Annotated in this window: 20 protein-coding genes, 2 rRNA genes, 1 pseudogene and 1 riboswitch; of the genes and pseudogenes, 20 read left to right on the top strand and 3 right to left on the bottom strand. The window is 46.8% G+C overall.

Annotated elements, in window-relative coordinates; genetic code table 11:
- The first annotated feature begins 275 nt into the window (after positions 1 to 275).
- Together BSG1_RS13850 and rrf are read left to right on the top strand one after the other, a co-directional pair.
- A 23S ribosomal RNA gene (locus tag BSG1_RS13850) occupies positions 276 to 3,208 on the top strand.
- A gap of 84 nt (positions 3,209 to 3,292) precedes the next feature.
- Positions 3,293 to 3,409, top strand: a 5S ribosomal RNA gene (gene rrf, locus BSG1_RS13845).
- A gap of 442 nt (positions 3,410 to 3,851) precedes the next feature.
- Here the strand turns inward: rrf and BSG1_RS20425 are convergent.
- Positions 3,852 to 4,085, bottom strand: coding sequence for a DUF3953 domain-containing protein (locus BSG1_RS20425; protein ID WP_083802888.1), 234 nt, complete (start codon positions 4,083 to 4,085; stop codon positions 3,852 to 3,854).
- Between the two features lie 937 nt (positions 4,086 to 5,022).
- Here BSG1_RS20425 and BSG1_RS13835 point away from each other — a divergent pair.
- The 16 genes and pseudogenes from BSG1_RS13835 (at position 5,023) to purD (ending at position 21,338) form a co-directional block, all read left to right on the top strand.
- Positions 5,023 to 5,862 carry a tyrosine-type recombinase/integrase gene (locus BSG1_RS13835; protein ID WP_006837708.1) on the top strand — a complete coding sequence of 280 codons (840 nt, stop codon included), beginning with the start codon at positions 5,023 to 5,025 and terminating at the stop codon, positions 5,860 to 5,862.
- A 76-nt stretch (positions 5,863 to 5,938) separates the two neighbouring features.
- Positions 5,939 to 6,403 (top strand): GNAT family N-acetyltransferase, encoded by a 465-nt coding sequence (locus BSG1_RS13830; protein ID WP_006837707.1) that lies wholly within the window; start codon positions 5,939 to 5,941, stop codon positions 6,401 to 6,403.
- A 110-nt stretch (positions 6,404 to 6,513) separates the two neighbouring features.
- A complete protein-coding gene (locus BSG1_RS13825) occupies positions 6,514 to 7,071 on the top strand; it encodes a DUF2179 domain-containing protein (protein ID WP_044022916.1) in 558 nt (185 codons plus the stop codon).
- Positions 7,064 to 7,261: an NETI motif-containing protein gene (locus BSG1_RS13820; protein WP_006837705.1), complete on the top strand. Its 198-nt coding sequence runs from the start codon at positions 7,064 to 7,066 to the stop codon at positions 7,259 to 7,261. The genes BSG1_RS13825 and BSG1_RS13820 overlap by 8 nt, the downstream gene beginning before the upstream one ends.
- Before the next feature lie 76 nt (positions 7,262 to 7,337).
- A riboswitch (purine riboswitch) is annotated at positions 7,338 to 7,439 on the top strand.
- 549 nt (positions 7,440 to 7,988) lie between these two features.
- Entirely contained in the window at positions 7,989 to 8,477 is a 489-nt protein-coding gene (purE, locus tag BSG1_RS13815) for a 5-(carboxyamino)imidazole ribonucleotide mutase (RefSeq protein ID WP_006837704.1), read from the top strand.
- Positions 8,464 to 9,618: a 5-(carboxyamino)imidazole ribonucleotide synthase gene (gene purK, locus BSG1_RS13810; RefSeq protein ID WP_006837703.1), complete on the top strand. Its 1,155-nt coding sequence runs from the start codon at positions 8,464 to 8,466 to the stop codon at positions 9,616 to 9,618. Before purE ends, purK begins: the two co-directional genes overlap by 14 nt.
- A 2-nt stretch (positions 9,619 to 9,620) precedes the next feature.
- Complete coding sequence (purB, locus tag BSG1_RS13805) at positions 9,621 to 10,916, top strand: adenylosuccinate lyase (protein ID WP_006837702.1); 1,296 nt, start codon at positions 9,621 to 9,623, stop codon at positions 10,914 to 10,916.
- 163 nt (positions 10,917 to 11,079) lie between these two features.
- Positions 11,080 to 11,805, top strand: coding sequence for a phosphoribosylaminoimidazolesuccinocarboxamide synthase (gene purC / locus BSG1_RS13800; RefSeq protein ID WP_006837701.1), 726 nt, complete (start codon positions 11,080 to 11,082; stop codon positions 11,803 to 11,805).
- On the top strand, positions 11,793 to 12,047 hold the full coding sequence (gene purS, locus BSG1_RS13795; RefSeq protein WP_006837700.1) for a phosphoribosylformylglycinamidine synthase subunit PurS: 255 nt from the start codon (positions 11,793 to 11,795) through the stop codon (positions 12,045 to 12,047). Before purC ends, purS begins: the two co-directional genes overlap by 13 nt.
- Positions 12,044 to 12,730, top strand: coding sequence for a phosphoribosylformylglycinamidine synthase subunit PurQ (gene purQ, locus BSG1_RS13790; protein ID WP_006837699.1), 687 nt, complete (start codon positions 12,044 to 12,046; stop codon positions 12,728 to 12,730). Before purS ends, purQ begins: the two co-directional genes overlap by 4 nt.
- Entirely contained in the window at positions 12,714 to 14,945 is a 2,232-nt protein-coding gene (gene purL / locus BSG1_RS13785) for a phosphoribosylformylglycinamidine synthase subunit PurL (RefSeq protein ID WP_006837698.1), read from the top strand. The genes purQ and purL overlap by 17 nt, the downstream gene beginning before the upstream one ends.
- Entirely contained in the window at positions 14,921 to 16,342 is a 1,422-nt protein-coding gene (purF, locus tag BSG1_RS13780; RefSeq protein WP_006837697.1) for an amidophosphoribosyltransferase, read from the top strand. Before purL ends, purF begins: the two co-directional genes overlap by 25 nt.
- Before the next feature lie 11 nt (positions 16,343 to 16,353).
- A complete protein-coding gene (gene purM / locus BSG1_RS13775) occupies positions 16,354 to 17,400 on the top strand; it encodes a phosphoribosylformylglycinamidine cyclo-ligase (RefSeq protein ID WP_006837696.1) in 1,047 nt (348 codons plus the stop codon).
- 83 nt (positions 17,401 to 17,483) lie between these two features.
- On the top strand, positions 17,484 to 18,065 hold the full coding sequence (gene purN, locus BSG1_RS13770; RefSeq protein ID WP_006837695.1) for a phosphoribosylglycinamide formyltransferase: 582 nt from the start codon (positions 17,484 to 17,486) through the stop codon (positions 18,063 to 18,065).
- A gap of 31 nt (positions 18,066 to 18,096) precedes the next feature.
- On the top strand, positions 18,097 to 19,632 hold the full coding sequence (gene purH, locus BSG1_RS13765; RefSeq protein ID WP_006837694.1) for a bifunctional phosphoribosylaminoimidazolecarboxamide formyltransferase/IMP cyclohydrolase: 1,536 nt from the start codon (positions 18,097 to 18,099) through the stop codon (positions 19,630 to 19,632).
- 423 nt (positions 19,633 to 20,055) lie between these two features.
- A pseudogene (gene purD / locus BSG1_RS13760) lies at positions 20,056 to 21,338 on the top strand (phosphoribosylamine--glycine ligase).
- Here the strand turns inward: purD and BSG1_RS21660 are convergent.
- Together BSG1_RS21660 and BSG1_RS21800 are read right to left on the bottom strand one after the other, a co-directional pair.
- A complete protein-coding gene (locus BSG1_RS21660) occupies positions 21,304 to 21,417 on the bottom strand; it encodes an EYxxD motif small membrane protein (RefSeq protein ID WP_332248313.1) in 114 nt (37 codons plus the stop codon). The pseudogene purD and the gene BSG1_RS21660 overlap by 35 nt on opposite strands.
- Positions 21,418 to 21,606: 189 nt before the next feature.
- Positions 21,607 to 21,963 (bottom strand): YgaP family membrane protein, encoded by a 357-nt coding sequence (locus BSG1_RS21800; protein WP_006837692.1) that lies wholly within the window; start codon positions 21,961 to 21,963, stop codon positions 21,607 to 21,609.
- A gap of 153 nt (positions 21,964 to 22,116) precedes the next feature.
- Between BSG1_RS21800 and BSG1_RS13750 the strand changes: the two genes are divergently transcribed.
- Together BSG1_RS13750 and BSG1_RS13745 are read left to right on the top strand one after the other, a co-directional pair.
- Positions 22,117 to 23,856 (top strand): adenine deaminase C-terminal domain-containing protein, encoded by a 1,740-nt coding sequence (locus BSG1_RS13750; RefSeq protein WP_006837691.1) that lies wholly within the window; start codon positions 22,117 to 22,119, stop codon positions 23,854 to 23,856.
- Positions 23,857 to 23,902: 46 nt separating this feature from the next.
- The coding region (locus BSG1_RS13745; protein WP_006837690.1) for a DUF3048 domain-containing protein at positions 23,903 to 24,860 on the top strand (958 nt) is incomplete at its 3' end.

Genomic DNA, 24,860 nt, shown 5'->3' with positions numbered 1-24,860 from the left:
TATTGATTTTGTTTTGTTCAGTTTTGATGGTTTAATTACTGTCAAAACATTGTTCTTTGAAAACTAGATAAAGATATATGAAGAAAGTCAAGAAAGAACCGAGAATTCGCCATTTTAGGATATCTCTTATGAGATATTTTTTCAAAAAACTAAGGCGGATGAGAAGCGAGGAGTGCAAGGCGCCGAGTTTCTGAGCAGCGGAGTGTACTTTAACGTACATGAGCAGCGGAAGAAACGAAGGCAACGCAGCAATCCGAAGCTTATCATTCGACGACGGTTAAGTTAGAAAGGGCGCACGGTGGATGCCTTGGCACTAGGAGCCGATGAAGGACGGGACTAACACCGATATGCTTCGGGGAGCTGTAAGTAAGCTTTGATCCGGAGATTTCCGAATGGGGGAACCCGCTGCACGTAATGGTGCAGTATCCATACTTGAATACATAGAGTATGGAAGGCAGACCCGGGGAACTGAAACATCTAAGTACCCGGAGGAAGAGAAAGCAAACGCGATTCCCTGAGTAGCGGCGAGCGAAACGGGATTAGCCCAAACCAAGAGGCTTGCCTCTTGGGGTTGTAGGACACTCTATACGGAGTACAAAGGAACGAAGTAGACGAAGAAGTCTGGAAAGGCTCGTCACAGAAGGTAATAACCCTGTAGTCGAAACTTCGTTCCCTCTTGAGTGGATCCTGAGTACGGCGGGACACGAGAAATCCCGTCGGAAGCTGGGAGGACCATCTCCCAAGGCTAAATACTCCCTAGTGACCGATAGTGAACCAGTACCGTGAGGGAAAGGTGAAAAGCACCCCGGAAGGGGAGTGAAATAGAACCTGAAACCGTGTGCCTACAAGTAGTCAGAGCCCGTTAACGGGTGATGGCGTGCCTTTTGTAGAATGAACCGGCGAGTTACGATCCCATGCAAGGTTAAGTCGGAAAGACGGAGCCGCAGCGAAAGCGAGTCTGAATAGGGCGAATGAGTATGTGGTCGTAGACCCGAAACCAGGTGATCTACCCATGTCCAGGGTGAAGTTCAGGTAACACTGAATGGAGGCCCGAACCCACGCACGTTGAAAAGTGCGGGGATGAGGTGTGGGTAGCGGAGAAATCCCATCGAACTTGGAGATAGCTGGTTCTCTCCGAAATAGCTTTAGGGCTAGCCTCATGTAGTAGAGTCTTGGAGGTAGAGCACTGTTTGGACTAGGGGCCCTCATCGGGTTACCGAATTCAGACAAACTCCGAATGCCAAAGACTTATCCATGGGAGTCAGACTGCGAGTGATAAGATCCGTAGTCGAAAGGGAAACAGCCCAGACCACCAGCTAAGGTCCCAAAGTATACGTTAAGTGGAAAAGGATGTGGAGTTGCTTAGACAACCAGGATGTTGGCTTAGAAGCAGCCACCATTTAAAGAGTGCGTAATAGCTCACTGGTCGAGTGACTCTGCGCCGAAAATGTACCGGGGCTAAACGTATCACCGAAGCTGTGGATTGACACCGTTTGGTGTCAGTGGTAGGAGAGCGTTCTAAGGGCTGTGAAGCTGGACCGTAAGGACTGGTGGAGCGCTTAGAAGTGAGAATGCCGGTATGAGTAGCGAAAGACAGGTGAGAATCCTGTCCACCGAATGCCTAAGGTTTCCTGAGGAAGGCTCGTCCGCTCAGGGTTAGTCGGGACCTAAGCCGAGGCCGAAAGGCGTAGGCGATGGATAACAGGTTGATATTCCTGTACCACCTCTTTTCCGTTTGAGTGATGGGGGGACGCAGGAGGATAGGGTAAGCGCGCTGTTGGATATGCGCGTCTAAGCAGTTAGGCTGGTGATGAGGCAAATCCCGTCACCGTGAAGGCTGAGCTGTGATAGCGAGGGAAATATAGTACCGAAGTTCCTGATTCCACACTGCCAAGAAAAGCCTCTAGCGAGGAAAAAGGTGCCCGTACCGCAAACCGACACAGGTAGGCGAGGAGAGAATCCTAAGGTGAGCGAGAGAACTCTCGTTAAGGAACTCGGCAAAATGACCCCGTAACTTCGGGAGAAGGGGTGCTCTGGTAGGGTGCAAGCCCGAGAGAGCCGCAGTGAATAGGCCCAGGCGACTGTTTAGCAAAAACACAGGTCTCTGCGAAGCCGTAAGGCGAAGTATAGGGGCTGACGCCTGCCCGGTGCTGGAAGGTTAAGGGGAGTGCTTAGCGCAAGCGAAGGTGCGAACCGAAGCCCCAGTAAACGGCGGCCGTAACTATAACGGTCCTAAGGTAGCGAAATTCCTTGTCGGGTAAGTTCCGACCCGCACGAAAGGCGCAACGATCTGGGCACTGTCTCAACGAGAGACTCGGTGAAATTATAGTACCTGTGAAGATGCAGGTTACCCGCGACAGGACGGAAAGACCCCGTGGAGCTTTACTGTAGCCTGATATTGAATTTTGGCACAGCTTGTACAGGATAGGTAGGAGCCTAAGAAACCGGAGCGCCAGCTTCGGTGGAGGCGTCGGTGGGATACTACCCTGGCTGTGTTGAACTTCTAACCCGCGCCCCTTATCGGGGTGGGAGACAGTGTCAGGTGGGCAGTTTGACTGGGGCGGTCGCCTCCTAAAGAGTAACGGAGGCGCCCAAAGGTTCCCTCAGAATGGTTGGAAATCATTCGCAGAGTGTAAAGGCACAAGGGAGCTTGACTGCGAGACCTACAAGTCGAGCAGGGACGAAAGTCGGGCTTAGTGATCCGGTGGTTCCGCATGGAAGGGCCATCGCTCAACGGATAAAAGCTACCCCGGGGATAACAGGCTTATCTCCCCCAAGAGTCCACATCGACGGGGAGGTTTGGCACCTCGATGTCGGCTCATCGCATCCTGGGGCTGTAGTCGGTCCCAAGGGTTGGGCTGTTCGCCCATTAAAGCGGTACGCGAGCTGGGTTCAGAACGTCGTGAGACAGTTCGGTCCCTATCCGTCGTGGGCGCAGGAAATTTGAGAGGAGCTGTCCTTAGTACGAGAGGACCGGGATGGACGCACCGCTGGTGTACCAGTTGTCTTGCCAAAGGCATCGCTGGGTAGCTATGTGCGGAAGGGATAAGTGCTGAAAGCATCTAAGCATGAAGCCCCCCTCGAGATGAGATTTCCCATCACTTTATGTGAGTAAGATCCCTGAAAGATGATCAGGTAGATAGGTCTGAGGTGGAAGCGTGGCGACACGTGCAGCTGACAGATACTAATCGATCGAGGACTTAACCACAATTTTTAGCGAAACTCGGAATACTTTCTTTTCTTCATAACTTTATCTAGTTTTGAGAGAACGATGTTCTTTCAATTGAATATGTCTGGTGATTAAGGCGAAGAGGTCACACCCGTTCCCATGCCGAACACGGAAGTTAAGCTCTTCAGCGCCGATGGTAGTTGGGGGATCTCCCCCTGTGAGAGTAGGACGTCGCCAGGCGAACCAAAGAGTACCCGATGTGTTGCTCTTTTTTTGTATTGAAAAGAAAAAGGGGGAGATCCTCCAGCAGATCCCCGTTCTCCGCAGGAGCGAGGATGGAGAGGAACAAGAAGGTCGAGGACGAGAGGGAGCGAACACCGGAGTGGGCTCTGCCCATGAGGATGTGAACGAGCGAAGCGGACGAAGAGATTCGCCGCTCATCGCCGTCCGAGCCTTCAGTGCCGATGGTAGTTGGGCCTCCCCCTGTGAGAGTAGGACGTCGCCAGGCAAACCAAAGAGTACCCGATATGGTGCTCTTTTTTTTGTGTTTAAAAAGATGGGGAGAGTGTTTGTTTAGTTCCGAAATTTAATACGAAGCAGGAGCGAGGATGGGGAGGAGCAAGAAGGTCAAGGACAAGAGGGAGAGAACACCGAAGTGGGCTCTGCCCATGAAAGCCCTCTATTATTTCGATAAGAAAATTTGGATGGATACAAAAAAGATAAATAAAAATGCAGCTATACCTAACCAGCCGTAACCTTTATTTCCCTTTTGAAACTCCCTTACACCCATTACTAACATAGTTAAACTTAAAAACAACATCATATATGGTTGAAATTTAAAATCCTTAGTAATCAAACCATACCCTGCAAGTAAAATAACTGTTATTGATAAGATAATGTGCAATATCTTTAACAATTTATCCTCCCTTTTTACCTCATTGCATTCCTAAAGGTTTGAACAACTATCCTGCTCGTACGGAACATTTGCTTTTACTACATATTAACATAAGTTTCCATGCGATTTGTTTTGAGAGTAGTTGAATGTTGTTTCGGTTTTTCTGATTGCTAATTGCAATACAACTATTGTAGTTTCTGCAGCGGAATGGTCTTTCTTAAAAGCTGAACCCTAATGAGTTCCTCTTTTTCTATGTTTTGTGAAGAGATAGCTGGAGTGGTTTTGCTGCTAGACGCAATTAATCTGAATTAGACGCAATTAACCTGAGATTAGACGCAATTAACGCTGACAAGACGCAATTATTCAACATTAGAGGCAATTAAACGGGATTGGACGCAATTAGTTCCAGAGCCTACATAAAAGAGTGATTTATTCGATTGAATCCGTAAACCAAACAGATTTTATAGATTATAGCGGAAGGAGGTACGAGTTAGAAGGAAATCGCAGCAAACTTACATCAAAAAGCCAGTTTGGTGCATAACTTTCATTTTAGATGCATAACTCCCTTGATTAGACGCATAACTTTCGTTTTCAACGCATAACTCCCACGTTAGACGCAAAATCCGCAGCATTCGGTGCATAACTCAAAATGGAGCCAGCTGCTATATCCTAAACCTCCAAGAAGAGTATAGCTCGTGACCTTATTTTGGGTGCAAACTCCCTAAGTTGGCACAAAATACTGCGCAATTCCCTTAAAAACAGAAAGAGATTATTAATTCCACCTAAATCTACCTAGTCCACATCTCCAATGACCTACAGCCTGTCCAAAACACGGACACCCCGCCATTCCCCCACCTGAAAAATCACTAAGCCAATCAAAAGTTTTCGCAGAAGTTGACTTCCTATTCCGAAAACTTTAACATAAAGAGACTAAGTCTATTCTCTGGAGGGTCAAGTTTTGAAACAGTCTCCTAATGCAATTATCGAAGATTTTACAGTTTGGCTTGAAAATGAAGGGAAGTCAGCGAATACGGTAAGGACCTATGAAAGAGAACTGACAAAATATCAGGATTGGCTTCAACAGAAAGGATTGTCCTTGAAAGAGGTCTCACAGGAGGATGTGCAGCAATACATCCGCTTTTTGGAGGGGCAGGGCAGAAGTCCTGTAACCACTGATAAGATTCTAGGGGCAATTCGCACGTTTTCAAAATTTATTAAGAGGCCGGAAATAACAACGGGCATAGAAATGAAAACGACGGATAAGAGGACTGAGATTGAGTGCTTGAATGGAAGCCAATGTGCAACTCTATTAAAAAAGGTAAAAGAAGAAGGAAATGACCGGAATACAGCGATTGTGTATACGCTGCTGCATACTGGTATCCGGGTGTCTGAACTTTGTGCCCTGAATCAATCGGATATCGATTTAGATAAGGGGCGCTTGGAAGTGAGAACGTCGACAGGCCATCCTAGGACGATTCCCTTATCAGTTGAGGCAAAATACTATTTGGAATGCCATCTTGCAACGTCTCCTGTGAAAGATGCCGTATTTGTTTCCAGAGCAAATGAGAGACTCACAGAGAGAGCGATTCAATATATATTGAAAAAATTTGATGTGAACCCTCACAAGCTTCGTCATACTTTCTGTCAGCAGCTCGTGGATAAAGGGGTCAGCATCGAAATTGTTTCGAGGCTTGCGGGGCATAAAGATATTAATGTCACCAAACGGTATGCAAAATCGAGGATAGAACCTTTCGCTCTTGAAGAGGCCATTCAAAAAACTTTTATAAAAGACAGTTGATAGGAAAGGGTGCCTTAGCTGGTGCTCTTTTTTTGATAGTTTTCATTGCCTCTAATAACACTAAGGAGAGATCAGCATGGAAATAAAAGTGGATGATTTATCGCGGCCGGAAGTTGGGGAATTAATCATGGACCACCTACGGAACATGGCGCTGCATTCTCCCGCTGAAAGCAGGCATGCGCTTAACCTGGATGGGCTGAAGCAGCCGGAGATTACATTTTGGAGTGCGTGGGAAGAGGACGAATTGGTTGGCTGCGGAGCTCTGAAAGAACTGGATGCGCGGCACGGGGAAATTAAGTCGATGAAGACGTCGTCTCTTCATTTGAGAAAAGGGGTTTCCAAGAGGATGCTTCAACATATAATCGAAGAGTCTCGCAGAAGAGGGTATTCGAGGCTGAGCCTGGAGACAGGGTCTATGGCAGCATTTGAACCTGCCAGAAGGCTTTATGAAAGGTTTGGGTTTGTGTATTGTAAACCGTTTGCTCGGTACAAGGAAGATCCAAACAGTTTATTTATGATGATAGAATTACAGCGCATTTAGACAATAAACAATGATTGATGGATTAATGGTTCACAAAAAGGGAAAATTCTAGTAGAGTAAGTAGAAATCAACGACCTGCTGTCTAAACCTGAATTGAAGGGGGAACACGTTTGCTGGATAACAGTTTTACAATGGTTGCGATTATTCTCGTCATTAATATAGTATATGTTTCTTTTTTTACCATAAGGATGATACTAACATTAAAGGGATACCGGTACATTGCTGCATTTGTCAGTATGTTTGAAGTCGTCATATATGTTGTGGGGCTTGGGCTTGTACTGGATAACCTGAATGAGATCCAGAACCTTGTCGCTTATGCTGTAGGGTATGGCCTTGGCGTCATTGCCGGGATGAAAATCGAAGAGAAACTGGCACTGGGGTATATTACAGTCAATGTCATAACGGCCGATTACAATAATGAACTACCTGGAAAGCTGAGGTCAAAGGGGTATGGAGTGACCAACTGGGCTGCACATGGACTTGAAGGGGACCGGATGGCCATGCAGATTCTTACGCCAAGAAAGAATGAAGTGAAGTTATACCAAACAATTAAAGAATTGGACCCCAAAGCATTCATCATTGCCTATGAACCCAAGACCATCCATGGCGGATTCTGGGTGAAGACAGTAAGGAAAATCAGAAAGGAAAACTTATCTGCCAATGAGTAAAAATAAAAAGATGTTTGAAGTTGAAGAAAATGAAAGTATATCATCGTGTTTAGATAGAATGAAACAGGAAGGGTATGCTCCTGTAAAGAGGATGGAGAAGCCTGTTTTTCATGAAGAAAAGAAGAATGGTCAGGTTGAATATGTCCCGGCCAGACAAAAAATAATATTTGAAGGAAGAAAAATCGACTAAATACGAACATTAATTTTCTGAAAACTATTATCGTTCGATTTTTCGTTGACAGTTGCGCTGCAGTGTTGTTATGATGAAAACAACAAGTAAACACCCTCATATAATCTTGGGAATATGGCCCATAAGTATCTACCCGGTTACCGTAAATGATCGGACTATGAGGGAAAGTAGCTGTCTGGAGGACTTGGCCAAAATCCATCCCTTTACGGGACCGGTTTCTTGGTTTGCGTGCCCGGGTTAACTGCTTTCTCTCATGAGAAGCGTTAATCCGGGTTTTTGTATTTAAAATAAATATTAAAAATTGTGTAGAAACTTTCTCTTTACTGAGTAGCAGAATTTTAACGCTATTTCAACCTTTATATTTATTATCGCAATCGATTGGAGCGGAAGGTGCGCGATCTCCTGCGGGACTAGCGGGACGTCTAGTTCCAACGCCCAACCCCTCGGGGTCAAATAACCCTCAGAGAATAAAAGGAAAGATCACCTTTTTTTCTCTGAGGAACATTTGCCTGTCGGGGCTGATCAGGGCGCTTCCACTCTTGATGACAGGTGAGACCCCACAGGCGCAGCCGAGGAGGCTCACCGCCCGCCCCGCGGAGTCGTGCACCTGCAGCGGAAATCAACTAGTTTTCAACAGCATCCATGTCATGAAAGCATTTTTTTATAAGGGTTGCTTGCAGCGAATCAATCAACTAGCACCAAAATATAGATTCCAGGAGGTAACAAGATGCAGCCAAAAGTGGGAGTTGTCATGGGAAGTACTTCTGATTGGAAAACAATGAAGCATGCATGTGATATTCTTGATGAGTATGGCATCATTTACGAGAAAAAAGTGGTCTCTGCCCACAGAACCCCTGACTTGATGTTCGACTATGCAGAGAGCGCCAGGGGAAGAGGCTTGAAAGTAATCATCGCCGGTGCCGGCGGAGCAGCACATCTACCGGGAATGGTTGCCGCCAAGACGACTCTTCCAGTCATCGGAGTTCCTGTACAGTCTAAGGCATTGAATGGCCTGGATTCACTTTTATCCATCGTCCAAATGCCGGGCGGTGTACCGGTTGCGACAGTGGCCATCGGTGAAGCGGGTGCCAAGAATGCCGGGCTGCTTGCTGCGCAGATTCTTTCAACAGAGGATGATGGAATTGCCAATAAACTGGACAGCAGCAGGGAAGCCCTGAGACAAAAAGTGATGGAAAGCAGTGATGAGCTTGAATAAAAAAGTGATCTATCCAGGACAGACTATCGGCATTATCGGCGGAGGCCAGCTTGGCAGAATGATGGCACTGGCCGCGAAGGAAGCAGGCTTCAGAATCGCAGTTTTGGACCCGGGAAGCAATGGACCGTGTGCTCAGGTTGCCGATGAAGTGATCATTGCGGATTACGAAGACCGTGAAGCACTTGAAAGGCTTTCAGAACTTAGCGACGTCATTACATATGAGTTTGAAAACATTGACTACCATGCATTGAAAGATCTTACCGAAAAGGCATATGTCCCGCAGGGTGCGGAATTGATTCGTATCACGCAAAACCGCATTGCGGAGAAGGAAGCCCTTGTATACGGCGGGGTGGAAGTCGCTCCTTATGAAGTCATTGTATGTGAAGAGGAGATCGGTGAGAAAGCAGAGAAGCTTGGCTATCCGGTCGTCCTAAAGACAGCCAGGGGCGGCTATGATGGCAAAGGCCAGGCTGTACTCTATGAATCTGCAGATATTGAAAAAGCCGCGGGGCTCCTGGTTGGCGGACCTTGCGTACTTGAGAAATGGATGTCTTTTGATAAAGAAATATCTGTCATTGTTACAAGGACACCATCCGGGGAAATGAGCGTTTTCCCGGCAGTGGAGAACATCCACGTGGACAATATTCTTCATCAGACGATTGCGCCGGCAAGAATAAGCGATGCTGACAATGAGAAGGCTGTTAATACAGCGAAAAAGGTGGCAGAAACACTTGATATGGTCGGCACGCTGGCTGTTGAAATGTTCCTGACGGAAGACAAGGACATCTATGTGAATGAATTGGCTCCGCGTCCTCATAACTCAGGACACTTTTCCATCGAGGCATGCGAGACGTCACAGTTTGCCCAGCATATCCGCGCGATTTGTAACTGGCCGTTAAAAAGTACGGATATCATCAAGCCGGCTGTCATGGTCAACATATTGGGAGAGCACCTGCAGGGGGTTATTGAAAGCATCCCTCATCAGCCGGCCTGGTCCATCCACCTTTATGGAAAAGATGAAGCAAAGGCGAAGCGCAAAATGGGGCACGTGACCATTTTGACGAACGATATAGAGACGGTTTTACTTCAATTAAATGAGACAGACATCTGGAACAGTAAAGAAATGATCGGAGGAAAATAATTATGATTGAACGTTATACACGCCCGGAGATGGGAGCGATTTGGACAGAGGAGAACCGCTTCCAGGCATGGCTTGAAGTAGAAATTTTAGCATGTGAAGCATGGGCAGAGCTTGGGGACATTCCGAAAGAAGACGTAATGAAAATTAGAGAGAACGCAGGCTTCAATGTGGATCGCATAAAAGAAATCGAAGAAGAGACGCGCCATGACGTGGTTGCTTTTACAAGAGCAGTTTCAGAGACTCTTGGAGAAGAGCGCAAATGGATCCACTACGGGCTGACGTCAACGGATGTTGTGGATACGGCGTTATCCTATCTGCTCCGCCAGGCAAACGAAATCATTACTAAGGATCTGGAAAATTTCATTGAGGTCTTGAAAAATAAAGCCATTGAACACAAAGATACCGTCATGATGGGAAGAACGCACGGTGTTCATGCAGAACCGACGACATTTGGTTTGAAACTGGCTCTTTGGTACGAAGAGATGAAAAGAAACCTTGAACGCTTCAAAGCAGCGGCTGCAGGCGTCGAATTCGGCAAAATTTCCGGAGCTGTCGGAACTTATGCCAACATCGAACCTTTCGTAGAATCTTATGTTTGTGAAAAACTAGGATTGTCACCGGCTCCGGTTTCAACGCAGACCCTGCAGCGTGACCGTCATGCCCACTATATGAGCACGATCGCTTTGATTGCAACATCAATTGAAAAGTTTTCCGTGGAAATCCGCGGTCTGCAAAAGAGTGAAACGCGTGAAGTAGAGGAGTTCTTTGCAAAAGGACAAAAAGGATCTTCCGCGATGCCGCACAAACGGAATCCGATCGGATCTGAGAATATGACGGGAATGGCGCGTGTGATCAGGGGCTACATGATGACGGCGTATGAGAATGTGCCGCTTTGGCATGAACGCGACATCTCTCACTCTTCTGCAGAAAGAGTGATTTTGCCGGATGCTACGATTGCTTTGAACTACATGCTGAATCGCTTCAGCAATATCGTGAAAAACTTGACTGTTTATCCTGAGAATATGAAACGCAATATGGACCGTACACTCGGCCTCATTTATTCTCAGCGTGTGCTTCTGGCTCTGATCGACAAGGGGATGGCCCGCGAAGCAGCCTATGATACGGTGCAGCCGAAAGCGATGGAAGCTTGGGAGAAGCAAGTGCCTTTCCGCTCGCTGATTGAAGAAGAAGAGGCTATAACATCCAAGCTTTCACCGGCTGAAATTGATGACTGCTTCGACTACAATCATCATCTGAAGCATGTGGATACGATTTTTGAACGCTGTGGTTTGAAGTAATCACATAAAGGAAGAGAGGGGTCTCTTCCTTTTTTTATAAAACATAGACTGAAGATTGCTAATATTCATAGTTAGTTTAGTGCTTTAAAGCACTAAGAGGGACTGTCCCTCTTAACGCTTTAAAGGGGTGAAGTCATCTTCATATAGAAAAGGGGTTCTCGGGATGGGAAAACAGGGTCTTTTATACGAAGGGAAAGCAAAGAGGGTATACAGCACGGAAAACAGTGATGAGGTATGGGTGGAATACAAGGATTCGGCAACTGCTTTTAATGGGGAGAAGAAAGCAGAAATTGGCGGCAAAGGCGTTTTGAATAACGAGATTAGCAGTTTGCTGTTTTCAAAGCTGAAAGACAAGGGGATTGGGAGTCATTTCATCGAGAGGATTTCAGAGAATGAGCAGCTTGTAAAACGGGTGGACATTATTCCTCTGGAAGTTGTGGTCAGAAATGTTGCGGCCGGAAGTTTAGCAAAAAGACTTGGTTTGGAAGAAGGTACAGCATTAAGGCACAGCATCGTAGAGTTTTACTATAAAGATGATGATCTCGGGGACCCGCTGCTGACGGAGGCTCATGTTGAATTGCTTGAGCTGGCGGGCCGTGAAGAGGTTGAGTTTCTGAAGAACCAGGGTTTAAAAATAAATGCTGTGTTGACGGAGATTTTTGAGAAGATCGGCATTAAATTGATCGATTTCAAGCTGGAGTTCGGGAAAGACAGAGATGGCAATATAATGCTCGCTGATGAAATCTCGCCTGACACTTGCAGGCTTTGGGATAAGGATACGAATGAGAAGTTCGATAAAGATGTGTTCCGCAGAGACTTGGGCAATTTGACAGACGTATATTCTATTATTCTTGAACGATTGGGAGGAAAAGAAACATGTACAAAGTAAAGGTATTTATCACACTAAGAGAAAGCGTATTGGATCCGCAGGGAAAGGCGGTACAGAATTCCCTGCACAGCATGGATTACAGCCAGGTGGAAGACGTGCGCATCGGTAAATATATGGAACTGACAATTTCTCCTTCTGACAAGAGTGTAGAAGAAGCTGTCGACGAAATGTGCAGCAAGCTGCTGGCTAATCCGGTCATAGAGGATTACCGTTATGAAATCGAGGAGTTGGTTGGCCAATGAAGTTTGCTGTAATCGTTTTTCCGGGCTCGAACTGTGACATTGACATGTACCATGCGATTAAAGATGAAATTGGTGAGGAAGTTGAATATGTGTGGCATGACGCCGACAATCTCGAAGACTATGATGCTATCCTTCTGCCGGGCGGTTTCTCATATGGAGACTACCTGCGCTGCGGATCGATTGCACGTTTTTCGAATGTAATGGGTGAAGTGGTGAAAGCGGCTGAAGCCGGAAAACCGGTCCTTGGTGTCTGCAACGGATTCCAGATTTTATTAGAAGCAGGACTTCTTCCGGGAGCTTTGCTGCGAAATGACGGATTGAAATTCATCTGCCGTACACTGCCTTTAAAAGTAGAGAACAACAACACGATGTTCACAGGAGGATATGAAAGCGGCGAAATCATGAATATCCCTGTTGCCCATGGTGAAGGCAACTATTACTGTGACCAGGAAACATTGGAAGAGTTAAAGACTAATAACCAAATCGTATTCACATATGCCGGCAGCAATCCGAATGGAAGCCTCGCGGATATTGCCGGGATCACAAACAAAGCCGGAAATGTACTCGGTATGATGCCGCATCCGGAAAGAGCGATGGATGAATTGCTGGGAAGCGCCGATGGACGCAAACTATTTCAATCAATTGTAAAGCACTGGAGGGAACGACATGCCGTTAATGCTTGAGCCGAATGAAACCAGAATCAAAGAAGAGAAAATCTACCGCGAGATGGGTCTGACGGATGAAGAGTTCATAATGGTGGAGAACATCCTTGGAAGAACACCGAACTATACAGAGACTGGACTTTTCTCGGTGATGTGGTCAGAGCATTGCAGCTACAAGAATTCAAAGCCTGTGCTGAAAAAGTTCCCGATTACAGGAGAACGTGTCCTTCAAGGGCCTGGAGAAGGAGCTGGAATCGTTGACATCGGAGACCAACAAGCAGTTGTATTCAAGATTGAAAGCCATAACCACCCGTCAGCGATCGAGCCTTATCAAGGGGCGGCAACGGGTGTCGGCGGAATTATACGAGATGTATTTTCGATGGGGGCAAGACCTGTCGCATTACTCAACTCTTTACGCTTTGGAGAACTGGATTCTCCTCGTGTTAAGTACCTTTTTGAAGAAGTAGTCGCAGGGATTGCCGGCTACGGTAACTGCATCGGCATTCCGACTGTAGGCGGAGAAGTTCAATTTGACGCTGCCTACGAAGGCAACCCGCTTGTCAACGCGATGTGCGTCGGGCTGATCAACCATGAAGACATCCAAAAGGGTGTTGCTCATGGAACAGGCAACACGGTGATGTACATTGGGGCGAAAACGGGCCGTGACGGAATCCATGGTGCGACATTTGCATCAGAAGAGCTCGGTGAAGAATCAGAAGAGAAGCGCCCAGCGGTCCAGGTAGGAGACCCATTCATGGAAAAACTGCTTCTCGAGGCATGCCTGGAACTGGTAAAATCCGATGCACTTGTAGGAATTCAGGATATGGGTGCGGCAGGTCTTACAAGTTCTTCAGCAGAAATGGCGAGCAAAGCAGGTTCGGGTATTGAAATGAACCTTGACCTTGTTCCTCAGCGTGAGAAAGATATGACTCCTTATGAAATGATGCTGTCTGAATCTCAAGAAAGAATGCTGATTGTCGTTGAAAAAGGACGCGAGGCTGGTATTGAAGAGATCGTTTCAAAGTATGATTTGGATGCTGTAGCAATCGGCCGCGTGACAGCGGATAAAACACTGAGACTTCTTCACGGAGGAGAAATCGTGGCTGAAGTTCCAGTCGATGCCTTGGCTGAAGATGCGCCGGTATACCATAAGCCTTCCCAGGAGCCTGCTTATTTCAGGGAGTTTCAGGAGATGGAGGCTGAAGTTCCTCAAGTGATCGATTATAAAAATACACTAAAAGACCTGCTGTCACAGCCCACAATTGCGAGCAAAGAGTGGGTTTACGATCAATATGATCACCAGGTACGAACGAATACCGTCGTTTCCCCGGGTTCTGATGCTGCAGTCATCCGAATCAGAGGGACGAAGAAAGCACTTGCGATGACGACAGACTGTAACTCCCGCTACCTTTATCTTGATCCTGAAATGGGAGGGAAGATCGCTGTGGTTGAAGCGGCACGCAACATCGTCTGCTCTGGCGGGATGCCTTTGGCGATCACGGACTGTCTCAACTTCGGGAATCCTGAAAAGCCGGAAATTTTCTGGCAGATCGAAAAATCCGTTGACGGGATGAGCGAGGCTTGCCGTACGCTTTCCACACCGGTCATTGGCGGGAACGTTTCCCTTTACAACGAGTCAAGAGGCAAGGCGGTTTATCCAACACCGGTCGTCGGGATGGTCGGCTTGATTGAAGATCTTTCCCATATTACGACTCAGCGGTTCAAGGCTGCAGGTGATTTGATTTATGTGATTGGTGATGCCCGTGAAGAATTTGGCGGAAGCGAGCTTCAGAAAATGATGAACGGCAAGATTTTCGGGAAATCTCCAGCACTTGATCTGGCTGTTGAACAGCAAAGGCAGGAAGCATTGCTGAATGCGATCCGTAAAGGGTATGCAGCATCTGCTCATGATATTGCTGAAGGCGGACTTGCGGTTGCGATGGCAGAATCGACTTTCGGAACAAAAGGGTTGGGAGCTACAATCAGAATAGGCGACAATCTAACGGCAGAATTATTCAGTGAAACACAGTCCCGTTTTATCGTGTCAGTTAAAAAAGAATTCCAGGAACAGTTTGAACAGACGATAGCGGATGCAAAGCTGGTTGGTGAAGTGAATGATTCAGCATACCTCAAATTCGTCGATCAGGATGGGCAAGTTGTCCTGCTTTCAACAGTGGAAGAATTGGAATCAGCTTGGAAAGGAGCTATCCCATGCTTGCTGAAATCAAAGGCTTAAATGAAGAATGCGGCGTTTTTGGTATCTGGGGAAGCAGCAATGCAGCTCAACTGACCTATTACGGGTTACACAGCCTGCAGCATCGCGGACAGGAAGGTGCCGGCATTGTGGTAACGGACGGAGAAAAACTTACAGGCGTTAAAGGTGAGGGCCTTGTAACGGAAGTTTTTCAGCAGGGAGCGATTGAAGGCTTGAACGGGAAGGCAGCCATCGGCCATGTGCGCTATGCCACAGCAGGGGGCGGCGGATATGAAAATGTCCAGCCCCTTCTTTTCCATTCCGGAAACGGAAGCCTTGCACTGGCGCATAACGGGAACCTAGTGAATGCCAATGCTTTGAAGCACCAGCTTGAAAGTCAGGGAAGTATTTTTCAAACAAGTTCAGACACAGAAGTTTTGGCACACTTGATCAAAAGAAGCGGTTTTCCGACGTTAAAGGACCGTGTCAAAAATGCTTTGACTATGCTGAAGGGAGCTTATGCGTTTGTCATTATGACCGAGACGGAAATGTTGGTGGCGCTGGATCCTAACGGGTTAAGACCGTTATCACTCGGTCGTATCGGTGATTCTTATTGTGTTGCCTCAGAAACATGTGCTTTTGATATCACTGGAGCTGAATTTATCCGTGATGTTGAGCCGGGTGAACTGCTGATTATTAATGATGAGGGCATTTCCTCCGAGAGATTTACGATATCTTGCGGTACATCTGTCTGCACGATGGAATATGTTTATTTTTCAAGACCGGACAGCAACATCCACGGCATCAATGTCCATAGTGCAAGAAAGCGCATGGGCATGCAGCTTGCAAAGGAAGCGCCGATTGAAGCGGATGTCGTCACAGGTGTTCCGGATTCCAGCATTTCCAGTGCGATCGGGTATGCGGAAGCTTCCGGCATTCCTTATGAGATGGGATTGATCAAGAACCGTTATGTAGGAAGAACATTTATTCAACCTTCCCAGTCACTAAGGGAGCAGGGGGTAAAGATGAAGCTTTCACCGGTTCGGGGCGTTGTTGAAGGAAAGCGCGTCGTGATGGTGGATGACTCGATTGTCCGCGGCACGACAAGCAGAAGGATTGTTACCATGCTGAAAGAAGCCGGTGCAACGGAAGTCCATGTGGTGATCAGCTCGCCTCCGATCAAGAACCCATGCTACTACGGTATAGATACGAGCACCCATGAAGAACTGATTGCCAGCACCCGTTCGGTGGAGGAAATCAGGGAAATCATCGGAGCGGATTCGTTGACCTTCTTAAGTACAGAAGGAATGGTTGAAGCAGTCGGCAGGAACGATCTATCTGAAAACCGGGGGCATTGCCTGGCCTGTTTTACAGGGAAATACCCGACGGAAATTTATCCTGACACCCTTCATCCTTATGAAAAAGAGCTTGTACGCTAGGAGGAACAAAAATGGCTAATGCTTATAAAAATGCTGGTGTCGATATCGATGCCGGCTATGAATCGGTAAACCGGATCAAGAAGCACGTGGAACGTACGAAGCGCAAGGGAATGCTCGGTTCCTTGGGCGGTTTTGGCGGAATGTTCGACCTTTCCGAGCTCGGGTTGAAAGAGCCGGTATTGGTGTCGGGTACTGATGGTGTGGGAACGAAGCTAAAGCTTGCTTTCATGGCCGATAAGCATGACACGATCGGCATTGACTGTGTTGCCATGTGTGTGAACGATATCGTTGTACAGGGAGCTGAACCCCTATATTTCCTGGATTATATCGCGTGCGGAAAAGCAGTTCCCGAAAAGATAGAGAGCATTGTAAAAGGGGTCGCGGACGGATGTGAAATGGCAGGTGCCGGCCTGACAGGCGGAGAAACGGCCGAAATGCCTGGACTGTACGAAGCGGATGAGTATGACATTGCCGGCTTTGCGGTTGGTGCATGCGAAAAGAGCCAGCTTATCACAGGGGATGAAATTTCTAAAGGAAATATGTTAGTCGGCCTGGCTTCCAGTGGTATACATAGTAATGGATACTCATTGGTCAGAAAAGTATTTTTTGAAAACCATTCGTACGATTTGGATACGTATATGCCGGAGTTAGGTTCCACGCTTGGGGAAGCTTTGCTCACGCCAACAAAAATTTATGTGAAACCGGTGTTGGCGGCCATGAAGAAATTCTCCATCAAGGGCATGTCCCATATTACCGGAGGCGGATTCATAGAAAATATCCCGAGGATGCTGCCAGAGGGATTAGGGGCAGAAATCGATACTGCAGAGTGGGAACTCCCTGAAATTTTTAAGGTGCTGGAAGAATTGGGCAGTATTCCTCACGTGGAAATGTACAACATTTTTAATATGGGGATCGGATTTGTCCTTGCCGTCGATGCTTCCGAAGCGGAAGAGGCAGTGATGTTTTTTAACGAAATGGGAGAAAAGGCGTACCTGATAGGCAAAGTAACTTCCGGCGATGGAGTCCGAATCGTTGAAGGAGAAATGCAACAGGGATAAAATGGGTTTGACACATATTTTGGACGTCGCCCATTTTGCTTTCGCCTTCTAAAAATAAGCATTAGCAGAAATGGGGACGGAAAATGAAAAAGATAGCAGTGTTCGCTTCTGGAAGCGGAACGAACTTTCAATCGATTGTCGACTCAGTACATAGCGGAAAACTCCAGGCAAAGGTGGAGATACTTGTTTGTGACAAACCCGATGCGTTTGTCATTGAACGGGCGAAAGCAGCAGGCATCGCGACCTTTGTTTTCAATCCAAAGGAGTATAAGTCAAAACCGGATTTCGAAAGGGAAATTGCCCAGAGGTTGGTTAGCAGAGGGGTGGATTTCCTTGTCCTGGCAGGCTACATGAGGCTTATCGGAAACGTCTTGCTGGAACATTTTCCGGGAAGGATTGTGAATATCCATCCATCACTACTGCCTTCTTTTCCTGGTAAGGATGCAATCGGCCAGGCGATCAATGCCGGTGTGAAGGTAACCGGGGTGACCGTCCACTTCGTTGATGAAGGAATGGATACCGGACCCATCATCGCTCAAGAGGTTGTCCGGATTTCACCTTTTGATAACAGAAAAACGCTTCAGCAGAAGATCCAGGATGTTGAGCACACTCTCTATCCGGAGACATTAACACATCTATTCATGACATCGATACACAAAGTTTAAGATGGACTGCACTACAAGGAGGAATACCGATATGAAAAAAAGAGCCCTGATCAGCGTATCAGATAAGAGTGGAATTGTGGAATTTGCAAAAGGTCTTCAGGACCTTGGATATGACATCATCTCAACGGGCGGGACGAAGAACATCCTGCTTGATAACGGCATTTTTGTCACGGGAGTGGAGGAAGTGACAGGGTTTCCGGAAATTATGGAAGGCAGAGTAAAAACCCTTCACCCCAAAATCCATGGAGGCCTCCTGGCAAAGAGGGACGTTGAAGCCCACCGCCTGCAGATGGAAGAACAGGACATTTTCCCGATCGACCTCGTTTGCGTAAACCTCTACCCATTTCAGCAAACAATCGCCAAGCCGAATGTAACGGAAGAAGATGCGATTGAAAATATTGATATCGGCGGACCGACTATGCTTCGTGCAGCTGCCAAGAATCATCAATATGTAACTGTTGTCGTCGATTCCCAGGATTATGACACGGTCATCAACGAAATTAAGGCAAATGGTGAAGCACCTGTACTGTTAAGAAAAAAACTTGCAGCAAAAGTTTTCCGTCACACAGCAGCGTATGATGCCTACATTTCACAATTCATGACAGACCTTGCCGGCGAAGAAAGCCCTGAGTCGCTGACAGTCACATATGAATTGAAGCAGAACTTGAGATACGGTGAAAACCCTCACCAGAAAGCGGCCTTCTATAAGCAGCCGCTTGGTTCGGAATACTCTGTGGCAATGGCGAGGCAGCTTCATGGAAAAGAACTTTCCTATAACAATATCAACGATGCTAACGCAGCCCTGCAAATCATTAAAGAGTTTGATGAGCCTGCTGCCGTTGCGGTAAAACATATGAACCCTTGCGGTGTCGGGACGGGCGAGACAATTGAAGCGGCCTTTGTAAAAGCTTATGAAGCGGATTCCACATCTATCTTCGGCGGAATCATTGCGTTGAATCGTGCTGTTGATGAAGAAACTGCCCTGCGCCTGAATGAGATTTTCCTGGAAATCATCATTGCCCCTGCATTCACGGATAGGGCTATGGAAGTTCTGACAGGCAAAAAGAATATCCGATTGCTGACAGTTCCATTTGATACTGCCAAGAAAGTGGAAGACAAACTGGTATCCATTGAAGGCGGACTGCTCGTTCAGGAAGATGATGCTTTTACGTTGGAAGATGCAGATATTAAAGTTGCGACTAAGCGGGAACCAACTGAAGCAGAGTGGGAAGCAATGAAGCTTGGCTGGAAAGTCGTGAAACATGTAAAATCCAACGCAATCGTCGTAACAGATAAAGACATGACCCTCGGAATCGGCGCCGGACAGATGAACCGTGTCGGTGCTGCTAAAATCGCACTGGAACAAGCCGGTGCGAAAGCAGAAGGAGCCGCAATGGCCTCTGATGCATTCTTCCCGATGGATGACACAGTGGAAGCAGCCGCAAAAGCGGGAATCACCGCCATCATTCAGCCGGGCGGTTCAATCCGCGATGAAGATTCGATCAAAAAAGCGGATGAGTACGGTATTACAATGGTGATGACGGGAGTTCGGCATTTTAAACATTGATCAGTGAGTGCGGGATCTGGCGTTTTTGTTGGGGGTAATCAGTGGGGTGTGTCGGATAACGCCCCGTTTTTATCGAATATCGATTGGTTCTTGTCGAATAACGACCAACTTGTGTCGAATATCAGCCAATTCATGTCGAATAACGACCGAACGGCTGCGGTTCAACGGCCGGTGTGGTAAAGCAGAATCTGCTGGTGGAGACAATTTATCAGCGATTTTTCGTATTTATCGGCGATTATCGAGTTTTATCAGCGATTTTACAAATTTATCAGCGATCCTGGATCTTTTATCGGCGATTATCAGGATTTATCGACCAACCAACAATTTTCGACAAACTCCACCTGACGTTTTTACTCGCTACTCGTTTTAAAAAAACCAAGAGGTGCACTCGCTGCACCTCATACATAAAAAAGGGGTGTCAAAATGAACGTACTTGTCATCGGACGCGGCGGAAGAGAGCATGCTCTTTGTGATGCCTTGCAAAAAAGCCAGAGCGTGGAAAAGGTTTACTGTGCTCCTGGGAATGCCGGAATAACAGAACTGGTACATACGATTGATATTGAAGAAACGGATTTTGAGGCATTGATCGAGTTTGCAAAACGCAGCCAAGTGGACTTGACGGTAGTGGGTCCGGAGATACCGCTTTTAGAAGGGATTGTCGATGCGTTCACCGATGCAGGACTGAAAGTTTTCGGCCCGGACAAACAAGCGGCTGTCATTGAAGGAAGCAAGTCGTTTGCTAAAGAGTTGATGAAAAAATACAGCATTCCGACAGCTGCCTACGAGACGTTTTCCGATTTTGAAAGTGCCAGAGAGTATGTTTTGAAATCAGGTGCACCGATTGTCATTAAAGCCGACGGACTAGCTGCCGGTAAAGGCGTAGTGGTGGCCCAGTCGGTAGATGAAGCCATAGATGCATTGGAAGACATGCTTCTTCAAGCAAAGTTCGGAAAGGCGTCTGCAAAGGTTGTCATCGAAGAGTTTTTAGAGGGAGAAGAGTTTTCCTTAATGGCATTTGTCGATGGTGAAAAGGTGTACCCGATGGAGGCTGCACAAGACCATAAGCGTGCTTTTGATGGAGATCAAGGCCCGAATACAGGCGGAATGGGTGCATATTCCCCGGTTCCCCATATTAGCGGCAAGGTAATCAGTGGTGCAGTCCAGACCATCTTGCTCCCAACGGCGAAAGCGATGAGGGCTGAAGGAAGATCCTTTAAAGGCGTCCTTTATGCGGGATTGATTTTGACTGCGCAAGGTCCTAAGGTGATTGAATTCAACGCGCGCTTCGGCGATCCTGAAACGCAGGTGGTGCTGCCGAGGCTTCAATCGGACCTTGGAAAAGTGCTTTTAAACCTATGCGAAGGACAAGAAGTAACGCTTGAATGGGATGAACAGGGAGTTGCGGGAGTAGTTCTGGCAGCCGAGGGGTATCCGGAATCTTATAAGAAATCCGTTCCTGTTAAAGACCTTGAGAAACTTCAAGTGGATACGCTTGTGTACCATGCGGGAACAACTATTGATGACAGCGGCCGCCTCGTTTCCAATGGCGGACGGGTCTTCTGATTGCTTCCAAACAGCAAGAGTTAGCGAAAGCGCTGGACAAAGTATACAGTGAGATTGGCAAATTGGATGTCGAAGGCCTGTTTTGCCGTAAGGATATCGGGCGCAGGGCTATCGAACGCGCTTCTTCCGTCCTTTCCTCATAAACGCATAAAGAATGGCGATGATCCCGCCGATGACGGATATTAGAACATAAGACAGATCGGTAACATATTCCCAAAACATATCAATCACTCCAATTTATAAAGATTTGGAACAACAGGGTGCCCCAAATGGACACCCTGTTTTATTGTTCCTGGTGTTTAACACGTTAAAGCACTAAGAGGGACAGTCCCCTACACCTCTGTAACGCGTTAATGCACTAAGAGGGACTGTCCCTCTTAGTGCGGTGGTGCGTTAAAGCGGCACCGCACTTTAGGACGGGTTATAAGGAAGAGCCGGCATGTCCTGTGTTTTTTCATCGCTGTCGATGTCGGTTTTTTTCTGGCTGGATTCGCCGTTATTGCCTTTCAAGATGGAGGTGATGTTCATCATGCTTTTGCCTTCTTTTGTGCCGTTATCCTCTGAGTCCTGGTTTTCAAACATGGCTGTGATCGGGCAGAAGCGGAGGATTCCTTCTCCGACTTTCATTCCCCCAAGCAGCGCCATCCATAAGTAGGAGTCCCTCCAAGGCATTTTGACAAGCTTAGCTGTCGCCCATGAGAGGACGGTGAATCCTACTGTGATTCTGATCAAGGCATTCACGATGCCAATGTTTTGTGTGACCTTCATGTGATTTCCTCCTTTTTTAAAATTAACACTCTTTTCTGTAAACCTTTAATGCGTTAAAGTCCAAACTATGATAACATTAGTAATTAATGACTTTCAGGGCTGACACTGAAAGAGCTTGTCAGGCTTAGTCTCTATATAGAGGAGTGTTCATAGTTGGTACACAGATATCGATGGAAAAACAAACAGCTGCGTGAACATATAGATGTTATAAACGGCGGGTTGAAGCCCACGAAAATTTTAAAAAATGCCGTATATCTCCACTCTGTTTTGAAGAAATGGGTAACAGCCCATATTTGGATATATCAAGACCGCATTATCTATTGTGGAGATCAGCTCCCGGAAAATCTTGATGGGTGTGAAGTAACAGATTGTGGCCAGTACTTCCTTGTCCCTGGCTACATAGAACCTCATGTGCACCCGTTTCAACTTTATAATCCCCATTCTTTTGCCCATTATGCATCCCAAACCGGAACCACCACATTCATCAATGACAACCTTATGTTGTTTTTATTGATGAATAAAAAGAAAGCGTTTACTTTGTTGGAGGAGCTGAAGAAACTGCCTTTCTCAATGTTCTGGTGGGCCCGGTTCGATTCGCAGACAGAGATGCAGAGAGAAGAGACGGTGTTTTCCCATAACGAAGTGAAATCGTGGCTCAGCCATGAGGATGTCGTGCAGGGAGGCGAACTGACTTCCTGGCCGAGACTGCTTGACGGGGATGATATGATTCTCCACTTGATGCAGGAAGCCAAAAGAAAGAATAAAGTAGTGGAAGGACATTTACCCGGGGCTTCTGAAAAAACGCTGGCCAAAATGGCGCTGCTCGGGATAGATGGCGACCATGAGGCCATGTCCGGCAAAGACGTATACACGAGATTGATGCAAGGCTTGGCCGTGACATTAAGAAATTCATCCATCAGGCCTGATTTGGAAAAACTACTAAACGAGATAAAGGAATATGACATTGAGAATTACAATGAGATGATGCTGACGACGGATGGATCGACACCAGGATTTTATGAAAAAGGGGTCCTCGATGACCTGATTGCCACAGCGATAGAGAGTGGCATTCCTTTGATAGATGCCTACCATATGGCAAGCTACAATGTTGCCAGGCACTACCGGATTTCTCATCATCATGGAATGATTGCCGCGGGAAGGGTGGCGAACATCAATTTCCTGAACAGCAAAGAGCAGCCGACACCAGCTGCGGTTATGGCAAAGGGGGAATGGATGAAGTCCTTCCAAGGGGAACCGAAGGATGTGCCGGCACCTGACTGGAAAAAGTTCGGGCTTGCGCCGTTGAACATGGAGTGGGATTTAACTTATGATGACCTGCAGTTCTCCATGCCGTTCGGAATTCAAATGGTTAACGAAGTCATAACAAAGCCGTATTCAGTAGGAATTGACGCGTCAGAAATGACTTTGTCTGAAAGTCATGATGAATGCTTCCTTATGCTAATTGACCGAAACGGGAAGTGGCGGATCAGCACAATGGTGAAAGGTTTTGCCGATAGTGTGAAAGGGTTCGTCTCGTCGTTTTCTAACACTGGAGACATCATTGCAATAGGAAAAGATAAAAGGGACATTATGCATGCTTTTAACAGAATGAAGGAAATCGGCGGGGGGATTGTCCTAAGCGAAAACGAGGAAATCCTGCATGAAATTCCATTGACTGTCGGGGGAATCATGTCTGATAAAAAGATGGATGTATTAATTGAGGAAGAGAAAAAAATGAAGGAACTCCTGTTTGACAGAGGATACTCTTTCAATGATCCTGTTTATACATTACTGTTCTTGCAGTCGACACATCTGCCTTATATCAGGGTTACCCAGCGCGGAATCTATGATGTTATGAAGAAAACGGTACTCTTTCCCACGATAATGCGTTAAAATATTAAAGTAAGGAATAAGTTTGGCTTAGGGGTGTATTTTTCAGATGTGGAAAAAAACTGCGATAGCGGCCATGACCGCTTTACTGCTGACAGCATGCAGTTCTGATAATGAAGCAACAGAAACTAATGATAACACGACAGAAAATAATACGGAACAAAATGATTCTGTCGACAAGGATACAAATGAAGAATCGGCAGAATCACCTTATCAATTTCCGTTGACTGGGCTTGGCACTGATGAAGCAGCCAATCAGAGAGCGGTGGCGGTGGTCGTCAATAACCACCCCAAAGCACGCCCGCAGTCAGGATTGGATAAAGCGGATATTGTTTATGAGGTACTGGCTGAAGGTAATGTAACAAGGTTTATCGCCCTGTTTCAAAGCGAACAGCCTGAGAAGGTGGGACCGGTAAGGAGTGCACGTGATTATTTCATTGAGTTGGGACAAGGCTACAACAGTTTTTTTGTAGCCCACGGATACAGTCCGGAAGCAAAGGCATTGCTGACGGGCGGAACGGTCGACAATATCAATGGAATGGAGTATGACGGATCCTTATTCAAGCGGGCGGATTTCCGCGTCGCGCCTCATAACTCCTATATCTCATTTGAGAATGTGAAAAAAGGAGCCGAGAAGGTCGGGGCTGAAATGGATACTCCTCCGGAACCGCTGGACTTTGGGAAATCTGAAGAGGTATCTGGGGAAGACGCAATATCCGTTAAAGTGTCTTACTACGATCATCCTTCCTTTTCCCCGGTTTATGAGTATAATCAGGAAACAGAGAAGTACAGCAGAATATCTGCAGGAGAAAAGACGGCAGATTATGAAACCGATGAACCGGTACTCCTGGACAACATCTTTATCGTAGAAGCACAGCATGAAGTCGTCGATGATGCAGGGCGCAGGGAAATTGACCTCGCATCAGGCGGGAATGCCTATCTGCTTCAGCACGGCAAGTTGTTGAAAGTGCAATGGGAGAACAAAAATGGAAGAATTGTGCCGGCCG

Origin of the sequence: Bacillus sp. SG-1 (assembly GCF_000181495.1) — a bacterium.
Classification (GTDB): Bacteria; Bacillota; Bacilli; order Bacillales; family Bacillaceae_B; genus Rossellomorea.
Note: the sequence above shows the minus strand (reverse complement) of the source record. Positions and strands in the feature narration are given on the sequence as shown.